The sequence below is a fragment of the Streptomyces sp. NPDC049585 genome (genome assembly GCF_040675615.1).
Taxonomy (GTDB): domain Bacteria; phylum Actinomycetota; class Actinomycetes; order Streptomycetales; family Streptomycetaceae; genus Streptomyces; species Streptomyces luteosporeus.
In genome coordinates this window covers 424,482-444,484 of the sequence record NZ_JBFAPE010000002.1, presented here as the reverse complement: position 1 = coordinate 444,484, position 20,003 = coordinate 424,482, and the positions used below count along the sequence as shown (strand labels likewise).

7 protein-coding genes are annotated in these 20,003 nt (G+C 74.9%); 2 read left to right on the top strand and 5 right to left on the bottom strand.

Translation table 11 applies throughout. From position 1 onward, the window contains the following. Positions 1-249: integrase core domain-containing protein (locus tag AB0K17_RS04305; protein WP_365982040.1), on the top strand; the 249-nt coding region annotated here is incomplete at its 5' end. A 188-nt stretch (positions 250-437) separates the two neighbouring features. Here AB0K17_RS04305 and AB0K17_RS04300 read toward each other — a convergent pair. The 5 genes from AB0K17_RS04300 to AB0K17_RS04280 all read right to left on the bottom strand — a co-directional run bounded on the left by AB0K17_RS04300 (position 438) and on the right by AB0K17_RS04280 (position 5,892). After that, positions 438-2,798, bottom strand: a complete 2,361-nt coding sequence (locus AB0K17_RS04300; protein ID WP_365982039.1) for a BTAD domain-containing putative transcriptional regulator — start codon at positions 2,796-2,798, stop codon at positions 438-440. An 87-nt stretch (positions 2,799-2,885) separates the two neighbouring features. Next, entirely contained in the window at positions 2,886-3,230 is a 345-nt protein-coding gene (locus AB0K17_RS04295; RefSeq protein ID WP_365969433.1) for a helix-turn-helix domain-containing protein, read from the bottom strand. Positions 3,231-3,393: 163 nt separating this feature from the next. Beyond that, on the bottom strand, positions 3,394-3,813 hold the full coding sequence (locus AB0K17_RS04290; protein WP_344433257.1) for a nuclear transport factor 2 family protein: 420 nt from the start codon (positions 3,811-3,813) through the stop codon (positions 3,394-3,396). 76 nt (positions 3,814-3,889) lie between these two features. Further along, positions 3,890-5,317 (bottom strand): NAD(P)/FAD-dependent oxidoreductase, encoded by a 1,428-nt coding sequence (locus tag AB0K17_RS04285; RefSeq protein ID WP_365982038.1) that lies wholly within the window; start codon positions 5,315-5,317, stop codon positions 3,890-3,892. 194 nt (positions 5,318-5,511) lie between these two features. Next, positions 5,512-5,892, bottom strand: a complete 381-nt coding sequence (locus AB0K17_RS04280; protein WP_365969437.1) for an SgcJ/EcaC family oxidoreductase — start codon at positions 5,890-5,892, stop codon at positions 5,512-5,514. Positions 5,893-6,166: 274 nt separating this feature from the next. Between AB0K17_RS04280 and AB0K17_RS04275 the strand changes: the two genes are divergently transcribed. Then, positions 6,167-19,984 carry a type I polyketide synthase gene (locus tag AB0K17_RS04275; protein ID WP_365982037.1) on the top strand — a complete coding sequence of 4,606 codons (13,818 nt, stop codon included), beginning with the start codon at positions 6,167-6,169 and terminating at the stop codon, positions 19,982-19,984. Positions 19,985-20,003: the final 19 nt, after the last annotated feature.

The window sequence follows — 20,003 nt, the reverse complement described above, 5'->3', positions numbered from 1 at the left end:
TGCCACGATCTGGGCATCAGCCCCCGGTGGACCCGCCCCTGGCGGCCACAGACCAACGGCAAAGTCGAACGCTTCCACCGCACCCTGCTCGAGGAGTGGGCCTACCACCGGCCCTACACCTCAGACGGTGAGCGGATGGAAGCGTTTGCCGACTGGCTGCACTGGTACAACTACCACCGACCCCACACCGGCATCGGCGGCCACACACCCGCCAGCCGCGGAACCAACCTCGCCGAACAACACACCTAGGGCGTGTCCGGCGGATCATGCAGTGCCCCGTAAGGGGCGCGGGGAACTGCGCGATCGACCAGCGACGGCCCGCAGCTGACACACCACCCCGAGGGGCCGACTGCGGGCGCGTCGTGGCTTGTCGCGCAGTTCCCCGCGCCCCTACAGGGCGCCGTGGTGGCGCGTGACGAAGATCCGCCCCTGACGGCCTAGACCGCCAGGGGCGGTTGGGCGGCCAGGGCGAGTGGGCGGCGCAGGCGCCCGTACAGGTGGTGCAGGGTGCCGGTGGGCGCCCCCGAGGCCAGCAGCTTGCGCAGGTGGCTGCGGCGCGCGGCGGTCTCCTCGCCGACGGCGTCGCGCAGGCTGTCGTCGCCGGCGAGCAGGAACTCCACGAGCCGGTCGATGGCCGCGTCCGAGAGCGGGTCGAGGCCGATGGTGGTGGCGTGCCGCCGGCCCGCGCCCCAGCCGGGGCGGCGCTGCAGCAGCTCGGGCCGGGCGGCGGCGACGACCAGCAGCGGTACGGCGGCGGCCGACTCGACCAGTTCCTCGACGCAGTCCAGCAGCGCGTCCTCGGCCCGGTGCAGGTCGTCGACGACGAGCACGAGGGGCCGGCGGCCGGCCAGGGCGACCAGGAGGTGCCGCCAGGCGTGCAGCAGCCGGGCCCGTTCGGGGCCCGTGCGCCGCCAGTCGCCGGCCCCGGGGGTGACCAGCGGGGTCAGCAGCTCCACCAGGGAGTGCGCCTGCGCGGGGTCGGCGACGGCCCCGCCGACGGTGGCGGCGAGCCGGCCCAGGGCCCGCTCGTCGCTCTCGCCGGGGACGATGCCGCAGGCCGCGGCGAGGATCTCGCCGTGCACGGCGAGCGCGTTGTCCTCGGGGAAGGACGGTGTGCGGCCCACCAGGAACAGGGGCGGCTCTGCCTGCTCGGTGACGATCCGCTCGAACTCCGCCACCAGGCGCGTCTTGCCGATGCCGGGGTCGCCGAGCACGGTCACCAGGTGCGGCACGGCGCGGTGGCGGGTGCGGCCGAGGAGGCCGCCGAGCAGGTCGAGCTCGCAGTCGCGGTCGACGATGGGGACCGTCCGCTCGCCCGGGTACTCGCGGCGGGTGCCGCGCACCTCCCAGCCGCTGGCGGCGTCGCCCGCCGAGGAGACGACGATGGCGCCCTCGGTCCACTGCCGGGTGGTGGCGCACACGCGGACCTCGCCGGCCGGTACGCGGGAGAGCAGCGCCTGGCCGTTGTGAAGCAGCGAGCCGATCATGGTGGGCGGTGCGGCGGGGTCGTCGGGCCGGTAGCGCACGATGGCCTCGCCGGTGACCACCGCGGCGCGGACGGCCGGGCGGCGGGCGGGGCGTACGGCGGCGTACGCGGCGGAGCCGAGCGCGGCGCGCACGGCCAGGCCGGCGTGGACGGCGCGTTCGGCGGCGTCGGCGGCGTGCCGGTCGTCGTCGTGCACGCCGAAGGCGACGAGGGAGACCGGGCCGATGGTGGCGACGACGGTGCCGCCGAAGTACTCGGCCTTCTCCTGGATGGCCGCGGCCACGGACTCCAGGGCGGTGTCGGTCTTCTCGCAGACGCCGCCGGGCGTCCCTGCCTCGCCGCATTCCAGTTCGGTGGCGATGAGGGCGACGCTGACCTGGGTGCGCTCGGTCACCGTGGCCTCCCGCTCGCCGGTGCCGCCGGCCGGGACGGGGGTGAGCGGGGGACGCACGGCGGGGGGCTCCGGCTCGTGGCGCACCGGCGCCTCGCGTACGGGCTCGGGCACCCGGATCACCGTGTACGGCTCGGCCGGGGCCGGGGGGAAGGCCGGGGAGAGCTCGGGGTCGTGGGTGAGGATCGCGTGCTGCAGGCTGCGCAGCGAGCGGCCCGGTTCGAGGCCCAGTTCCTCGACGAGGGTCGAGCGCACCCGGTCGTAGACGGCCAGGGCGTCGGCCTGGCGGCCGCAGCGGTACAGGGCGAGCATCAGCTGCCCGCAGGAACGTTCCCGCAGGGGCTCGGTGGCGACCATCGTCTCCAGCTCGCCGAGGACGGCCCGGTGCCGGCCGCCGGCCAGCTCCGCCTCGAAGTAGTCCTCCATGGCGTCGAGCCGGCCCTTCTCCACCGCCGCCAGCTCGGGCCAGGCGATGCCGGTCTCCACCAGGTCGGACAGCGCCGGGCCCTGCCAGAGGGTGAGGGCCTCGCGCAGCAGGACGGCGGCCTCCTGCGGGGCGCCGGAGGCGAGGCGGGAGCGGCCCTGCTCGACCTGGCGCACAAAACGGTGCAGGTCCACGTCCTCGGGGTCGACCCGCAGGACGTAGCCGGGGGCCTGGGTGAGCAGGGCGGGGGCCGACGGCGCGCCGTCCTCGGCCGTGAGCACGCCGCGCAGACCCCACACGGCGTTCTGCAGGATCTTGCGGGCGGAGGTGGGTGCTTCGTCGGTCGGCCACAGGGCCTTGAGCAGCTGGCTGGTGGCCACGACCCGGTTGGCGTGCAACAGCAGGAAGGCCAGGGTGGCACGCTGCTTGATGCCACCGAGGGCCAAGGGCCTGTCGTGGTCGACGAGTTCCAGGGGACCTAGCATTCGAAACCGCACGCCCGCAGGCTAACCACGCCCTATCGGGGCAACCTTGAGATTCTCTCGAGGCCCGTTCGAGGCCGTCTCGCGACGGTTGTGCGGCCCTCAGCCGGAGGGGCGCAGGGCGCGCAGCTCGTGGTCCGCGCCCCAGGCGGCCAGCGGCTGCAGACTCTCGTGCAGAGCGATACCCAGCTCGGTCAGGGAGTACTCCACGGCCCGGGGCAGGATCTGGTGGCACTCCTCGCGGTTGACCACGCCGTCGAGCTCCATTTCGCGCAGCTGCTGGCTGAGCACCTTCTCGCTGACGCCGGGGATCGCCCGCCTGAGCTCGCCGAAGCGCAGGGGGTGGCGGTGCAGCTCGGTGATGATCAGCGGCTTCCACTTGCCGCCTATGACATTGAGGGCCGCAACCAGACCGCAGGTGAACGACTGCGACAACTGCTGTGCCATGCCCACTCCCCTACCCCGTATCCCGCTGTCCCCACCGCTCCCCGAAGCCGAACCATACCGCATAAACGGTTTGTTTTCGCCCCCGGTGCGGGCATACAGCAGCACACGAAGGCCCCGCCGCCGTGAGGAACACACGGCGGCGGGGCCCCGGCCGGCCCTCGCGTCAGGCCACCAGGCCGCTCTTGGCGACCGGGCGGTCGATGGCCATCAGCCAGCGGCCGTCCTCCACCCGCACCAGGACGTCGGTGCAGTTGCCCTCCAGGCGCAGCGGCTCGCCGTCGGGGCCGGTGGTGTCGATGGCGTACTCCACGCCGATCAGGGCCACGTCGCCCGCCACGTACGAGTGGGTGACCTTGGCCTCCAGCTTCGGCTTGTTCGCCAGGAACTCCTGGAAGAACTTCAGCCGGGCCTCGCCGGTCAGCGGCTCGCCGGAGAAGTTGGAGATGGAGTCCTCCCGGTACAGGCTGTTGAACAGCGCGCCGTCACCGGAGTTGAAGACCTGGAGGAAGATCTCGTTCTGGGTCCAGGTGTCGTCGGTGAGGTCCGGCTTCTCCGGGTCGAAAGGAACGGTGAACGTCGTCATGACGGCATTGCCTCTCTGTTGGGGGTGGTGCTTTCAGGGGGTGTGCCGGCTTTAAGGGGGTGTGCCGGCGGATGCGTCACATCTCGCCGGCGGCCAGCTGGGCCGCGCGCATGCCCGACTCGATCGCGCCGTCGATGAAGCCGCTCCAGCCCTCGGCGATGTCACCGCTGGCGAAGGTGATCCGGCTGGTCGCCTGGTTGAGCACGTCCGGGTACAGCGAGGTCAGCTGCCCGGGCTTGCGGAACGCCCAGCCGCCGCGCGCCCATTCGTCGGCGCCCCAGTTGTGCGCCCGGATGCCGATGATGTCCAGGTCGACGCCGAGCTTGCGCACCGCGTCGCGCACCTGCGTCACGTTGTTCGGGTCGAGGGCCGGGTCGACGCTGAAGCCGATGTAGAGCTGGCCCTCGGCGGTCTTCTTGTTGGGGATGATCAGCGGGATGGGCGAGCCGCCCTCGGCGGCCTGGCCGTAGACCCGGCCCTGGCCGCCCTTGGCGTGGATCCACAGCTTGACCGCGTTCTTCACGGCTATGCCCTGGGTGGTAGCCGCCGTGTGGGCCGCGGGCAGGCCGGGCGAGAACTTGATCGTGTTCCAGGCGTTGACCGGCAGGGCCACGACCACGCCGCGCGCCGAGTAGGTCTTGCCGGACTTGGTGGTCACCCGCGCCCACTTGCCGTCGTCGGTGATCGCCGTGACCGGCGTGTTGAGCATCAGCGTCGGCTTGGCCTCCGCCAGCATCGCCGAGAGCAGGCTCACCGAACCGGTCTTGAAGCGGAAACAGGTGGTGTTCGCCCAGCCGTCCACGTCCCAGCCGCACAGCGCCCACCACTGGGCGAACATCGTCAGCGCACCCTGGGTGCTGGAGCCGCCCGAGTAGATGGCCGTCTGCCCGTTGAAGAGCATCTCCTCCTCGGGGCTGAGCTTCAGCTCCGTGAAGCGGTCGCGCAGCGAGAGCTTGTCGAGCTTCTGCAGCAGGTCCGGGCGGGCCAGCGGCTGGAACGGCTTCTCGAAGTACTGCCGCGAGCCGTCGAACAGCTTCGACATCACCGCGCCCATGCGGGCGTTGCCGTCGTCCGGCGTGAACGCCTTGGGGCCGGCCGGCGTCGGCAGCATCATCCGGTCCAGCGGCTCGTCGGTCTCCAGCTCCAGCTTGTAGCGCTGCAGCTCCCGGCCGATGTTGGGCTGCGTGGCCTCCACCCACGTGCCGCCGATCTCCACCTGCTGGCCGGCGAAGGTGTCCGTCCAGGTACGGCCGCCGATGCGGCCGCGCGCCTCCAGGATCGTCACCCGGTAGCCCCGGGCCCGCAGCTCACGGGCCGCCGTGACGCCCGCGAAGCCCGCCCCGACGACGATGAAGTCCAGGGGGACGCTGTCGGTGCCGTCCTCCGCGGCGTGGGCCGGCCCGGCCAGGGTCGTGGCGGCGGAGGCCGCGAGCGCGGCGGCGCCACCGGCCTTGAGGACCGTACGGCGGGACGGCCGGCGGGCGGCGAGGCGTTCAGTGTTCACGAGGTGCTTCCCCCTAGGCGAAGGCCCGGGACCGCGGTGGGCGATGCCGGACGGGACGAGCTCTTGAGGACGGACGGGGACACGGGGTCACGGGGCCGGGACGGACGCCGGCGCCGCGGGCGGGACGGACGACGGGGCCGCGGCGGGCCGGCTCGCGGCCGGCGCGGCCGCGCGCCGCTCGCGCCCTGCCGCCCTTACTCGGCCTGGCCGTACGGGTCGTCGACCGCGTAGCGCCAGTGGCCGTCGGCACCCTTGCGCAGCACGTCCACGCCCACGCCCTCCAGGTGCTCGGGGTTGCCGTCCTCGTCCACGGTGTCGATCTGCCAGTCGACGATGAGCAGCGCGGTGTCGCCGGTCACGAAGGACTGCCGCGGCACGGCCGTCATCTTCGGGCGGTGGGCGAGGAACTCCTTGACGGAGTCGATGCGGGCCTGGCCGGTCAGCGGCTGACCGGGCTCCCACACCGCGACGGCGTCCTCGGTGTAGAAGGCGTTGACCGCGTCGGCGTCACCCGCGTTGAACGCCTCCACATACAGCGCGGTGTGCTTTTCGACATCATTCGTGAGCTGCGTCATGGCGAGACTGCTCCCAACTTCTTTCGGGTAGGGACGAGTTCCGCAACCGGTGCGGGAAATCGCAGTCGGACAATAACGGGACGCATTCCGCCAAACGCTCACCGCCGGGTCACGGCGGACCCACCGCCCCTTGCCATCAAGGCGATTACCGTGCCGTGACCGCACGCAGAAGTTCCGCTGGAGACCCCGCACCTACGATCGTTGCGCTTTCCACGTTTCCCTAAACGCCTTTGTGCGGTTGCGGAATTCTGCCGAGAAAGGGCTGTCGAGCGCGATGACGAAGAAGCACGATCCCGAAGCCGTCGCGGTGGTCGGCCTGTCCTGCCGGCTCCCCCAGGCGCCGGATGCGGCCGCCTTCTGGGAGCTGCTGCGCAGCGCCTCCAGCGCCATCACCGACGTACCCGAGGACCGCTGGGTCTCCGTCCTCGACGGGCAGGCCGGGCAGGATGGACAAGACGCCACCGGGCGGCCGGCGGGCGGCGTGCGGCGCGGCGGCTTCCTCGACCGCGTCGACGCCTTCGACGCCGCCTTCTTCGGCATCTCGCCCCGCGAGGCCGCCACCATGGACCCGCAGCAGCGGCTCGTCCTCGAACTCGCCTGGGAGGCCCTGGAGGACGCCGGCATCGTCCCCGGCGAACTGGAAGGCAGCCGCACCGCCGTCTTCGTCGGCACGCTGCGCGACGACTACGCCTCCCTGCTGCACCAGCACGGCGAGGCGGCCCTCACCCAGCACACGATGACCGGCGTCAACCGCGGCGTCATCGCCAACCGCGTCTCGTACCACCTGGGCCTGCGCGGGCCGAGCCTGACCGTCGACGCCGCCCAGTCCTCCTCGCTCGTCGCCGTCCACCTGGCCTGCGAGTCGCTGCGCAGCGGCGAATCGGCCATGGCCATCGCCGCCGGCGTCAACCTCAACATCCTCGCCGAGTCCGCCGTCACCGAGGAGCGCTTCGGCGGGCTCTCCCCCGACGGCACCGCCTACACCTTCGACGCCCGCGCCAACGGCTTCGTCCGCGGCGAGGGCGGCGGCGTCGTCGTCCTCAAGCCGCTCGCCGCCGCCCTCGCCGACGGCGACCACGTCTACGGCGTCATCCGCGGCAGCGCCGTCAACAACGACGGCACCACCCCCGGCCTGACCGTGCCCAGCCAGAGCGCGCAGGAACAGGTGCTGCGCGAGGCCTACCAGAAGGCCGGCATCGAACCGGCCCGCGTGCAGTACATCGAGCTCCACGGCACCGGCACCCCCGTCGGCGACCCCATCGAGGCCGCCGCCCTCGGCGCCGTCGCCGGCACCGGCCGCACCTGCGGCACCCCGCTGCTCGTCGGCTCCGCCAAGACCAACGTCGGCCACCTCGAAGGCGCCGCCGGCATCGTCGGCCTGCTCAAGACGCTCCTCGCCCTCGACCACGGCCAGCTGCCGCCCAGCCTCAACTTCGCCACCCCCAACCCCCGCATCCCGCTCGCCGAACTCGGCCTCGCCGTCCAGCGCGAGCTCACCGACTGGCCGGGCGGCGACGCCGAGCGCATCGCCGGCGTCTCCTCCTTCGGCATGGGCGGCACCAACGCCCACGTCGTCCTCACCTCCGCCCCCGCCCCCGCGCCCCGCCCCGAGGCCGGCCCCGGACCGGCCGTGACCCCGTGGGCGGTCTCCGCCCGCACCCGCGACGCGCTCGCCGCCCAGGCCGGCAAGCTGCAGGCCCACGTCGCCGCCGACGCCTGCGCCTCCCCCGCCGGCATCGGGCACGCGCTCCTGACCACCCGCACCGTCTTCGACCACCGCGCCGTGGTGCTCGGCGAGGACCGGGCCGCGCTGCTCGCCGGCCTCGGCGCGCTCGCCGCCGGCACCCCCGCCCCGGACGTGGTCACCGGCACCGTCCAGCCCGGCCTGCTGGGCGTGGTCTTCACCGGACAGGGCGCCCAGCGCGCCGGCATGGGCGAGGAGCTGCACGCCGCCTTCCCCGTCTTCGCCGCCGCCTACGACGAGGCCTGCGCCGCCCTCGACGCCCACCTGCCCCGGCCGCTGCGCGAGGTGATCGCCGACGGCGAGGGCCTGGACGACACCGCCTGGACCCAGCCCGCCCTCTTCGCCGTCGAGGTCGCCCTCTTCCGCCTCGTCGAGTCCTGGGGCGTGCGCCCGGACTACGTGGCCGGCCACTCCATCGGCGAGATCGCCGCCGCCCACGTCGCCGGCGTGCTGTCCCTGGCCGACGCCGCCACGCTCGTCACCGCCCGCGGCCGGCTGATGCAGGCCCTGCCGGCAGGCGGCGCGATGATCGCCGTCGAGGCCGCCGAGGACGAGGTGCTGCCGCTGCTCGCCGGCCGCGAGGACGAGGTGGCCGTCGCCGCCGTCAACGGCCCGCGGTCCGTCGTCGTCGCCGGCACCGAGGCCGCCGCCGAGGAGATCGCCGCCCGGCTGAAGGAGCAGGGCCGCAGGACCAAGCGCCTGACCGTCAGCCACGCCTTCCACTCACCCCTCATGCGCCCCATGCTGGAGGAGTTCCGCGCGGTCGTCGCAGGCCTGGACTTCCGCACCCCCCGCATCGCCGCCGTCTCCACCGTGACCGGCGAGGTCGTCACCGACGACCAGTGGGCCACCCCCGGCTACTGGGTCGACCACGTCGCCCGGCCCGTGCGCTTCGCCGACGCCACCCGCGCCCTGGAGGACGCCGGCGTCACCACCTTCCTCGAACTCGGCCCCGACGGCGTGTGCTCCGCCATGGTCACCGGCTCCCTGCGCGACGCCGGCGCCGGTGCCGCCGTACCCGCCCTGCGCACCGGCCGCGGCGAGACCCGGACCCTGCTCACCGCCCTGGCCACCCTCTTCGTGCGCGGCGCCGCCGTCGACCTCGCCACCGCCTTCGCCGGCACCCCCACCGGCCGGGTGCCCCTGCCCACGTACGCCTTCCAGCGCGAACGGCACTGGATCGACGGCGCCGCCGGCCGCACCGCCGCCCTGCCCGCCCGCACCGCCGCGCCGGCCGCTCCTCGCGGGGAACTCGGCACCCGCCTCGCCGCCTTGCCCCCCGCCGAGCGCGCCCGTGCCGTCGCCGACCTGGTCGGCGCGCACGTCGCCGCCGTCCTGGAGTACGGGCCCGGGCAGGCCGTCGAGACCGGTGCGCCCTTCAAGGAGCTCGGCTTCGACTCCCTGATGTCCGTCGAGCTGCGCGGCAACCTCGCCGAGGCCACCGGCCTGCGCCTGCCCAGCGGCCTGCTCTTCGACCACCCCACCCCGGCCGCCCTCGCCGCCTACCTGGAGGCCGAACTCACCGGCCTCGCCGACGGTTTTGACGACATCGCGCAGGCCGCCGGCGACCACGACGAGCCCATCGCCGTCATCGGCATGGCCTGCCGCTACCCCGGCGGCGTCGCCTCCCCCGAGGACCTGTGGCGCCTGGTCGCAGGCGGCGTCGACGCCGTCGGCGGCTTCCCCACCGACCGCGGCTGGGACGAGGAGCTGTACGACCCCGACCCCACCCGCACCGGCAAGTCCACCGTGCGCGAAGGCGGCTTCCTGCACGACGCCGCACGCTTCGACGCCGCCTTCTTCGGCATCTCCCCCCGCGAAGCCCTCGCCATGGACCCCCAGCAGCGCCTCCTGCTGGAGACCGCCTGGGAGGCCGTCGAGCGCGCCGGCATCGACGCCGCCCGCCTCAAGGGCACCCGCACCGGCGTCTTCGTCGGCGCCACCCCCCTCGACTACGGGCCGCGCATGCACGACGCACCCGAGAGCGTCGAAGGCCACCTGCTCACCGGCACCACGCCCAGCGTCATGTCCGGCCGCATCGCCTACCAGCTCGGCCTCGTCGGCCCCGCCGTCACCGTCGACACCGCCTGCTCCTCGTCACTGGTGGCGCTGCACCTGGCCGTACGCTCGCTGCGCTCCGGCGAGACCACGCTGGCCCTCGCGGGCGGCGCGACGGTGATGTCCTCGCCCGGCATGTTCGTGGAGTTCTCCCGGCAGCGGGGCCTCGCCCCCGACGGCCGCTCCAAGTCCTTCGCCGAGGACGCCGACGGCACCTCCTGGGCCGAAGGCGTCGGCCTGCTCCTCGTCGAACGCCTCTCCGACGCCCGCCGCAACGGCCACCGCGTCCTCGCCGTCATCCGGGGCTCCGCCGTCAACCAGGACGGCGCCTCCAACGGCCTCACCGCCCCCAACGGCCCCTCCCAGCAGCGTGTCATCCGCGCCGCCCTCGCCGACGCCGGCCTCCAGCCGGCCGACGTCGACGCCGTCGAGGCCCACGGCACCGGAACCCGCCTCGGCGACCCCATCGAGGCCGAGGCGCTCCAGGCCACCTACGGCCGCGACCGCGACGAGCCCGTCCACCTCGGCTCCCTCAAGTCCAACATCGGCCACACGCAGGCCGCCGCCGGCGTCGGCGGCGTCATCAAAATGATCCAGGCCATGGAGCACGGCATCCTGCCGCGCACCCTGCACGCCGACACCCCCACCAGCCACGTCGACTGGACCGCCGGCGCACTGCAACTCCTCACCACCGAACGCGCCTGGCCGACCGTCGACCGGCCGCGCCGCGCCGCCGTCTCCTCCTTCGGCATCAGCGGCACCAACGCCCACGTCGTCCTCGAACAGGGCGACCCCGCGCCCACCCCCCGTACCGCCGGCGACCTGCCCGCACCCGCCCCCTGGGTGCTCTCCGCCCGCGACGACGCCGCCCTGCGCGAGCAGGCCGCACGGCTGCGCGACCACGTCGCCGATCGCGGCATCCACCCCGCCGACGCCGGGCTCACCCTGGCCACCGGCCGCACCCTCCTCGACCAGCGGGCCGCCGTCACCGGCCGCACGACCGAGGAGTTCCTCGCCGGCCTCGACGCCCTCGCGGCCGGGGGCAGCGCACCGAACCTCGTCACCGGCAGCGCCGCCCGCGCCGGCCGCACCGCGTTCCTCTTCACTGGCCAGGGCGCCCAGCGCATCGGCATGGGCCGCGAACTGTACGCCGCCCACCCCGCCTTCGCCGCCGCCTTCGATGCCGTCGCCGCCGCCCTCGACCCCCTGCTGGAACGGCCCCTGCGCGAGGTGATCGAGACCGGCGAGGGCCTCGACGAGACCCGGTACACCCAGCCCGCGCTCTTCGCCCTCGAAGTCGCCCTCCACCGGCTCCTCGAACACCACGGACTGACCCCCGACCTCGTCGCCGGCCACTCCATCGGCGAACTCGCCGCCGCCCACGTCGCCGGCGTCCTGTCCCTGGCCGACGCCGCCACGCTCGTCGCCGCCCGCGGCCGCCTCATGCAGTCCGCACGCGCCGGCGGCGCAATGATCGCCATCCAGGCTGCCGAGGCCGACGTCGCGGCCTCGCTCGCCGGGCACGAGGGCGCGGTCTCCCTGGCCGCCGTCAACGGCCCCGACGCTGTGGTGATCTCCGGCGACGAGGACGCCTGCGACGCCGTCGCGGCAGCGTGGCGCGAGCGGGGCGCCAAGACCAAGCGGCTGTCGGTCAGCCACGCCTTCCACTCGCCGCACATGGACGACGTCCTGGAGGAGTTCCGGGCCGTCGCCGCCGGCCTCACCTTCCACGCCCCGCGCATCCCGCTCGTCTCCACCGTCACCGGAGCACTCGCGGACCCCGAGCAGCTCACCTCCCCCGACTACTGGACCGGCCAGATCCGCGAAGCCGTCCGCTTCGCCGACGCCGTACGGGCCCTGCGCGACGCCGGCACCACCGTGTTCGTCGAGGTCGGCCCCGATCCGGTGCTCACCGCCATGGCACGCGCCACCCTCGGCGACGACGACGGCGCCACCGCCGTCGCCCTGCTGCGCACCGGACGACCCGAGACCGAACAGTTCGCGGGCGCCGTCGCCACCGCCCACGTCGCCGGCACACCGCTGGACACCGCCACCTTCTTCCCCGGCGCCACGCCGGTCGACCTGCCCACGTACGCCTTCCAGCGCGAGCACTACTGGCTCACCGCCCGACCCGCCGGCGACGCCCGCAGCCTCGGCCTCGACGTCGCCGGACACCCCCTCCTCGCCACCGCCGTCGACCTCGCCGACCGCGACGAACTCCTCCTCACCAGCCGCCTCGCCCTCGCCACCCACCCCTGGCTCGCCGACCACGCCATCGACGGCACCGTCCTGGTCCCCGCCACCGCCTTCCTCGAACTCGCCGTCGCCGCCGCCGACCGCGCCGGCGCCGGCCGCATCGAGGAACTCACCCTGCGCGCCCCGCTCCCCCTGCCCGAACGCGGTGCCGTCCGCGTCCAGGTCGCCGTCACCGCCCCCGACGCGGGCGGCAGCCGCCCCTTCACCGTCCACGCCCGGCCCGACGGCCCCGACGCGCCCTGGACCCTGCACGCCGCCGGCACCCTCGCGGCGACGGTCTCCCCCGCCCCCGCCGTTGCCGACACCACCGCCTGGCCCCCCGCCGGCGCCGTCGCCGAACCCCTCACCGACGTCTACGCCCGACTCGCCGCCCTCGGCTACGGCTACGGGCCCGCCTTCCAGGGCCTGCAGGCCGTGTGGCGCGCGGGCGAGGAGACGTACGCGGAGGTGGCCCTGCCGGTGGAGGCGGCGGAGGCCGCGGGCTCCTACGCCCTCCACCCCGCCCTCTTCGACGCCGTCCTGCACCCGCTGGTCCTGGCCACCGCCGACCCCTCGGCACCGGAACAGATCCGGCTCCCCTTCGCCTGGAGCGACGTCGCGCTGCACGCGACCGGGGCCACGGCCCTGCGGGTACGCATCGCGCCGACGGGCACCGACACGGTCTCCCTCGACCTGACCGATACGGCGGGCGCGCCGGTCGCCTCGGTGGGTGCGCTCACCCTGCGCCCGGTGGACAAGGCCCGCCTCGGCACCACGTCGCAGACCGACTCCCTCTACACCGTGACCTGGCAGCCGGTGCCCACCCCCGACGGCGCCGCCGTCACCTGGGCCAAGGCGCAGGGCGACGAACTCCCGGCGTTCGACGGCCCGGCACCGCAGGTCGTCGTCGCGACCCCGGTCGCCGAGCAGGACGCCCGTTCCGCGGCGCGGCGCGCGCTGCGCCTGGTCCAGGCATTCCTTGCCGACGAGCGCCTGGACGGCTCCCGGCTGGTGTTCGTCACGCGGGACGCGGTGGCGACGGACCCGGACGAGGACGTGGCCGGCCTGGCCTCGGCCCCGGTCTGGGGCCTGGTACGCGCGGCCCAGTCGGAGCACCCCGGGCGCTTCGTCCTGGTGGACGCGCCCACCCTCCCGGACCGCGAGCTCCTGGCATCCGCCCTCGCCACGGACGAGCCGCAACTGGCGGTGCGGGACGGGGGGCTGCGGGTGCCGCGGCTGGCGCGGGCGGGAGATCTCCCCCACCCCGCCCCTTCCCGACAGAATCACTTGGCGGCTCCGCCGCGGGGGGGCTCCGCCCCGGCCCCCGGCGGCGCGGACGCGCCGGCTGCGGGCAGCGCAACCGCACCGGTTGTGGGCAATCGTCCCGCTGGGCGGTGGGGGCCCCTCCCAGCGGTAGCTGGGGGAGGGTGGGCACAACCGGGCCATCGGGCCGCAGACGGCGACGAAAGCCCCGCCACCGGCGGCCCCGCCGTCCTCGGCACCGACGGCACCGTCCTCGTCACCGGCGGTACCGGTGGGCTCGGGGCGCTCTTCGCGCGGCACCTCGTCACCGCGTACGGCATCCGGCATCTGTTGCTCTCCAGTCGGCGGGGCGTCGACGCCCCCGGCGCCGCCGAGCTCGTCGCCGCGCTCGAAGCCCTCGGCGCGCACGTCACCGTCGTCGCGGCCGACGCCGCCGACCGCAGTGACGTCGAGGCCCTCCTCGCCCGCGTCGACGACGCGCATCCGCTCACCGCGGTCGTGCACACCGCCGGTGTGCTGGACGACGCCACCGTCGAGGCGCTGACCGAGGAGCAGTTGGACACCGTGCTGCGGCCGAAGGTGGACGCCGCCCGGCATCTGCACGAGCTCACCCGCGAGCTGGACCTCGCCGCCTTCGTGCTGTTCTCCTCCGTCTCCGGCATCACCGGCACGGCCGGCCAGGCCAACTACGCCGCCGCCAACACGTACCTGGACGCCCTCGCCGCCCACCGCCGGGCGAACGGTCTGGCCGGCACGTCCCTGGCCTGGGGCCTGTGGGATGCCACGCACGGCATGGGCGGCACCCTCGGCGCCGCCGACCTCGCGCGCTGGACACGTGCCGGTGTGGCGCCGCTGACTCCGGCGCAGGGCCTGGCCCTGTTCGACGCCGCCCTGTCCGGCGGCGAGGCCCTGTACGTACCGGCTTCGCTGAACCTCGCCGCATTCGCCGACGCCCCGCCCGCGCTGCTGCGCGGCCTGGTGCGGGCGCGGCCCGTCCGCCGTACCGCGCAGGCGGCGGCCGCGCCCGCCGGCGGCTGGGCGCAGTCGATGGCGGCGCTGCCCCAGGACGAGCGCGCGGCGGCCGTCACCGATCTGGTGCGCGGTGTCGTGGCGGGCGTCCTGGGTCACGCCACGCCCTCGGGCATCGACCCGGAGCGGGCCTTCAAGGAGCTCGGCTTCGATTCCCTCTCCGGTGTCGAGCTGCGCAACCGTCTGAACGCGGCCACCGGCCTGCGCCTGCCGACCACCGTCGTCTTCGACCACCCCTCCCCCGCCGCCCTGGCCGCGTACCTGCTTTCCAAGGTGGCGGACAGCGGTCCCAAGAGCGCCGCACCGGCCGTACGGGCGACCAGCGACGAGCCCATCGCCATCGTCGGCATGGCCTGCCGCTACCCCGGCGGCGTGGCCTCCCCCGACGACCTGTGGCGTCTGGTCGCAGGCGGCGTGGACGCGATCAGCGAGTTTCCCGTCAACCGCGGCTGGGACCTGGACGCGCTGTACGACCCGGACCCGGAGCGGACCGGCAGCTCGTACGTCCGGCACGGCGGTTTCCTGCACGACGCCGACCTGTTCGACCGGGAGTTCTTCGGGATCTCGCCGCGCGAGGCGACCGCGACCGATCCGCAGCACCGGCTGCTGCTGGAGACGGCGTGGGAGACGTTCGAGAGCGCGGGCATCGACCCGGCCACCGTGCGGGGTTCCCGCACCGGCGTGTTCACCGGCGCCATGTACGACGACTACGCCTCCCGACTGGCGGGCACACCCGAGGAGTTCGAGGGCTTCCTGCTCGCGGGCAACCTCTCCAGCGTCGTCTCGGGCCGGCTGTCGTACACGTACGGGCTGGAGGGCCCGGCGGTGACCGTGGACACGGCCTGCTCGTCCTCCCTCGTGGCCCTGCACCTGGCGGCGAACGCGCTGCGGTCGGGCGAGTGCGACCTGGCGCTGGCGGGCGGTGTGACGGTGATGGCCGGTCCGCACGTGTTCATCGAGTTCAGCCGGCAGCGCGGGCTGTCGCCCGACGGGCGCTGCAAGTCGTTCTCGGCGGACGCGGACGGCACGGGCTGGGCGGAGGGTGTGGGCCTGCTGCTCGTCGAGCGCCTGTCCGACGCACGCCGCAACGGCCACCACGTCCTGGCGGTGCTGCGCGGCTCAGCGGTCAACCAGGACGGCGCGTCCAACGGCCTGACCGCACCCAACGGCCCGGCACAGGAACGCGTCATCCGCCAGGCCCTGGCGAGCGCCGGACTCCAGCCCTCCGACGTCGACGCGGTGGAGGCACACGGCACCGGTACGACCCTGGGCGACCCCATCGAGGCGCAGGCGCTCCTCGCCACCTACGGCCAGGACCGGCCCGACGACCGCCCCCTCTACCTCGGATCCCTCAAGTCCAACATCGGACACGCCCAGGCCGCCGCCGGCGTCGGCGGCATCATCAAGATGATCCAGGCCATGGACCACGGCGTCCTGCCGCGCACCCTGCACGCCGACGAGCGCTCCCCGCACGTCGACTGGGAGGCGGGCGCCATCGAGCTGCTCACCGAGGAGCGGGCGTGGCCCGACGCGGGCCGCCCGCGCCGCGCGGCGGTGTCGTCCTTCGGCATCAGCGGCACCAATGCCCACGTCATCATCGAGCAGCCCCCCGTCGAGGAACCCGCCGGCGAGCGTCCCGCGGCCGGCGGCGTCCTGCCGTGGCTGCTGTCCGGCCGCGGCGAGGAGGCGCTGCGGGCCCAGGCCGAGCGCCTGCACGCCCACGTCACCGCCCACCCGGAGGTCCACCCGGCCGACATCGGCCACGCGCTGGCCACCACCCGGGCGCTGCACGAGCACCGGGCGGCCGTCGTCGGCGCCGACCGCGCCGAACTGCTGGCCGGGCTGGAGGCCCTGGCGCGCGGCGAGTCCTCGCCGGCCGTGGTGCGCGCCACCGGGTCGGGGCGCGGGAAGACGGCGTTCCTGCTCACCGGTCAGGGCTCGCAGCGGCTGGGCATGGGCCGTGAGCTGTACGCGGCCTCGCCGGTCTTCGCCGCCGCCCTCGACGCGGTGTGCACCCACCTGGACAGTGAGCTGCCGCGCCCGCTGAAGAGCGTGCTCTTCGCGGCCGAGGGCTCGCCGGACGCGGCGCTGCTGGACATGACGCAGTTCACGCAGGCGGCCCTGTTCGCCGTGGAGACCGCGCTGTTCCGGCTCGCCGAGCACCGCGGGCTGGTCCCCGACTACCTGCTGGGGCACTCGATCGGCGAGGTCACCGCCGCCCACCTGGCCGGCGTCCTGGACCTGCCCGATGCCTGCCACCTGGTCGCCGAGCGCGGCCGGCTGATGCAGGCGGCGCGCGACGGCGGCGCCATGGCCGCGATCCAGGCGAGCGAGGACGACGTCGTCGCCACGCTCGCGGCCTACGCCGACGACGAGCGCGTCGCCGTCGCCGGCGTCAACGGCCCCCGTTCCGTCGTCGTCTCCGGCGACGAGGACGCCGTCGACGCCCTCGTCGCCCTGTGGCGCGAGCGCGGCGCCAAGACCAAGCGGCTCCCGGTCAGCCACGCCTTCCACTCCCCGCACATGGACGACGTCCTGGACGAATTCCGGGCCGTCGCCGCCGGCCTCACCTTCCACGCCCCGCGCATCCCCGTCGTCTCCAACGTCACCGGCACCCTCGCCACCACCGAGGACCTCACCTCGCCCGACTACTGGGCGCGCCACATCCGCGGCGCCGTCCGCTTCCGCGACGGCGTGCGGTACCTGGAGGAGCAGGGCGTCACCGACTGGCTCGAACTCGGCCCCGACGGCGTGCTCACCGCCCTCGTCGAGGAGAGCCTGACCGGCGAGGCCGGCTCGCTCGCCCCCGCCCTGCGCCGGGGCCGGCCGGAGGACCGTACGGCCGAGGCGGCCTTCGCCCGGCTGGCCGCGCGCGGCGCCCGCACCGACTGGGACGCCGTCTTCCCCGGCGCCCGCCGGGTGCCCCTGCCCACGTACGCCTTCCGGCACAGCCGGTACTGGCTCGACGCCCCCGCCACGGCCGGCGCCGGCGCCGAGGGCCTCGGCCTGGGCGCGGCCGGGCACCCGCTGCTGGGGGCGGCGGTCCAGCTCGCCGAGCGCGACGAGTACCTCTTCACCGGGCGCGTCTCCCGCCGCACCCACCCCTGGCTCGCCGACCACGCCGTCCTCGGCGCGGTGCTGCTGCCGGGCACCGGCCTGCTGGAGATGGCCCTGCGCGCCGGCGAACAGGCCGGCTGCGACTCCGTCGAGGAACTCACCCTCGCCGCACCGCTCGTCCTGCCCGAACGCGGCGCCGTCCGGCTCCAGCTGGCTGTCGGCGCCGCCGAGGACAACGGACGGCGCACCGTCACCGTCCACTCCCGGCCCGAGGACAGCGACGACGAACGGCCGTGGGTCCTGCACGCCACCGGCACCCTCGCCCCCGGCCGCGCCGCCGGGCAGGGGTTGGCGGCGTGGCCGCCCGCCGGCGCGACGGAGGTCCCGCTGGAGGGCGCGTACGAGCGGCTCGCGGAGGGCGGCTACGGGTACGGGCCGACGTTCCGCGGCCTGCGCCGCCTGTGGCGGGGCGGGAGCGAACTGTTCGCCGAGGTCGCCCTGGCCGACGACCTGCGCACCGACGCCGCGTCGTTCGCCCTGCACCCCGCCCTGCTCGACGCCGCGCTGCACCCGCTCCTGCCGGGCGTGACGGACGAGGACGGCCCCTCGTGGCTGCCCTTCTCGTGGGCGGGCGCCACGGTCCACGCCACGGGCGCCACGGTGCTGCGTGTCCGCCTCGCCCTCGACCGGCCCGACCCCACCACCCTCCTGGCCACCCTCACGGTGACCGACACCACGAACACCCCGGTGGCCACGATCGACTCCCTCACCCTGCGCCCCCTCTCGAAGGAGGCACTGGCGTCGACCACGTCGCCGGACGGCCTGTTCAAGGTGACTTGGACGGCCCTGGTTGTGGGCAATCGTCCCGCTGGGCGGGACGGGTGGGCACAACCCACCCACCGGGCCGCACCCGGCGACGAGACCCCGTCGTACGACGACCTCGCCGCCCTCCGCACGGCGTTCGATGCCGGGGCAAAGGCCCCGACCACCGTGGTCGTACAAGCACCCGCGGCCACCGACGGCGACACCGTCACCGCTGCCCACACCGCCCTGCACAGCGCCATGGAACTCGTCCAGGACTGGCTCAAGGACGACCGCTTCGCGGACTCCCACCTCGTCGTCGTCACGACGCACGCCGTCGCCGCCGGCACCGAGGACGTCACCGACCTCGCCCACGCCGGCATCTGGGGCCTCCTGCGCTCCGCGCAGAACGAGAACCCCGGCCGCATAGCCCTGGTCGACCTCGACGAGGCGGCAACCGCCGACCAGTTGGCCGCCGCCGTCGCCACCGGCGAGCCCCAGGCCGCCGTACGCAACGGCACCGTCCTCGTCCCCCGCCTGGCCCGCGCCGAGCGCTCCGCGGACGTGGCCCCCGCCTGGGACACCGGCACGGTGCTGGTCACCGGCGCCACGGGCGCCCTCGGCGGGATCCTGGCCCGGCACCTGGTCACGCAGCACGGCGCCCGCCGTCTGCTGCTGCTCAGCCGCCGCGGCATCGACGCACCCGGCGCGGCGGAGCTGAGCGCCGAGCTCACCGAGCTGGGCGCGCACGTGACCGTCGAGGCCGTCGACGTGACCGACCGCGCCGCGCTCGCCGGCGTCGTCGAGCGCATCGACGATGCGCACCCGCTGACGGCAGTCGTGCACACCGCCGGTGTCCTGGACGACGGCGTGCTCGCACAGATGACGCCCGAGCAGCTGACCACCGTCCTGCGGCCCAAGATCGACGCGGCCTGGAACCTGCACGAGCTCACCGCGCACCTGCCGCTGAACGCCTTCGTGCTGTACTCCTCCGTCGCCGGTCTGCTCGGCACGGCCGGGCAGTCCAACTACGCGGCCGGCAACGCGTTCCTCGACGCCCTGGCCGCCCACCGCCGGGCCCAGGGGCTGCCCGCGGTGTCCCTGGCCTGGGGCCTGTGGGCGGACACCGGGTCGATCGCCGGGCACCTGGGCGAGGCGGATCTGCGCCGCCTGGCCCGTGTCGGCCTGCTGCCGCTGCAGACGAAGGAGGCCATGGAGCTGTTCGACGCCGCTCCGGCCACCAAGGAGGCGGTCCTCGCGGTGACCCGTCTGGACACGGCCGCCCTGCGCCGCGGGGAGCCGCTGCCGATGCTGCGCGGCCTGGTCCGTACGCCTGCCAAGCGGGGGACCGCGGCAGCCGGCCCGGCGGCGCAGGACGGCGGTTCGCTCACCGAGCGGCTGGCCGCCCTGTCGCCGGCCGAGCGCGGCCGGGCGCTGACCGACCTCGTCCGGGCCCAGGTGGCCCAGGTGCTCGGGCACGCCGACCCGTCCGGCATCAGTGCCGAACGGCCCTTCCAGGAGCTGGGCTTCGACTCGCTGACTGCGGTCGAGCTGCGCAACCTGCTGAACAAGGCCACCGGGCTGCGGCTGCCCACGACGCTGGTCTTCGACCACCCCAGCCCGGCCGCGCTGGCCGCGCACCTCGAAGGTCGCCTCGACATCCGGCCGGTGTCCGCCGCCGATCCGGTGCTCGACGGTCTCGACGGGCTGCGCGCGGCGATCGAGACGGCGGCCGCGACCGGCGGTGACGAGCGCGAGCGCATCACCGTACGGCTGCGGGAGCTGCTGGCGGCCGCCGAGGCGGCGGGCGGCGTGGCCGCGGCCGAGGAGGAGCCGGACGCCGACGCCGACCTCGACGAGGCCAGCGACGAGGAGCTCTTCGCGCTCTTCGACGGCCTCGAGTGACCCACCGCCCCCTACTCCC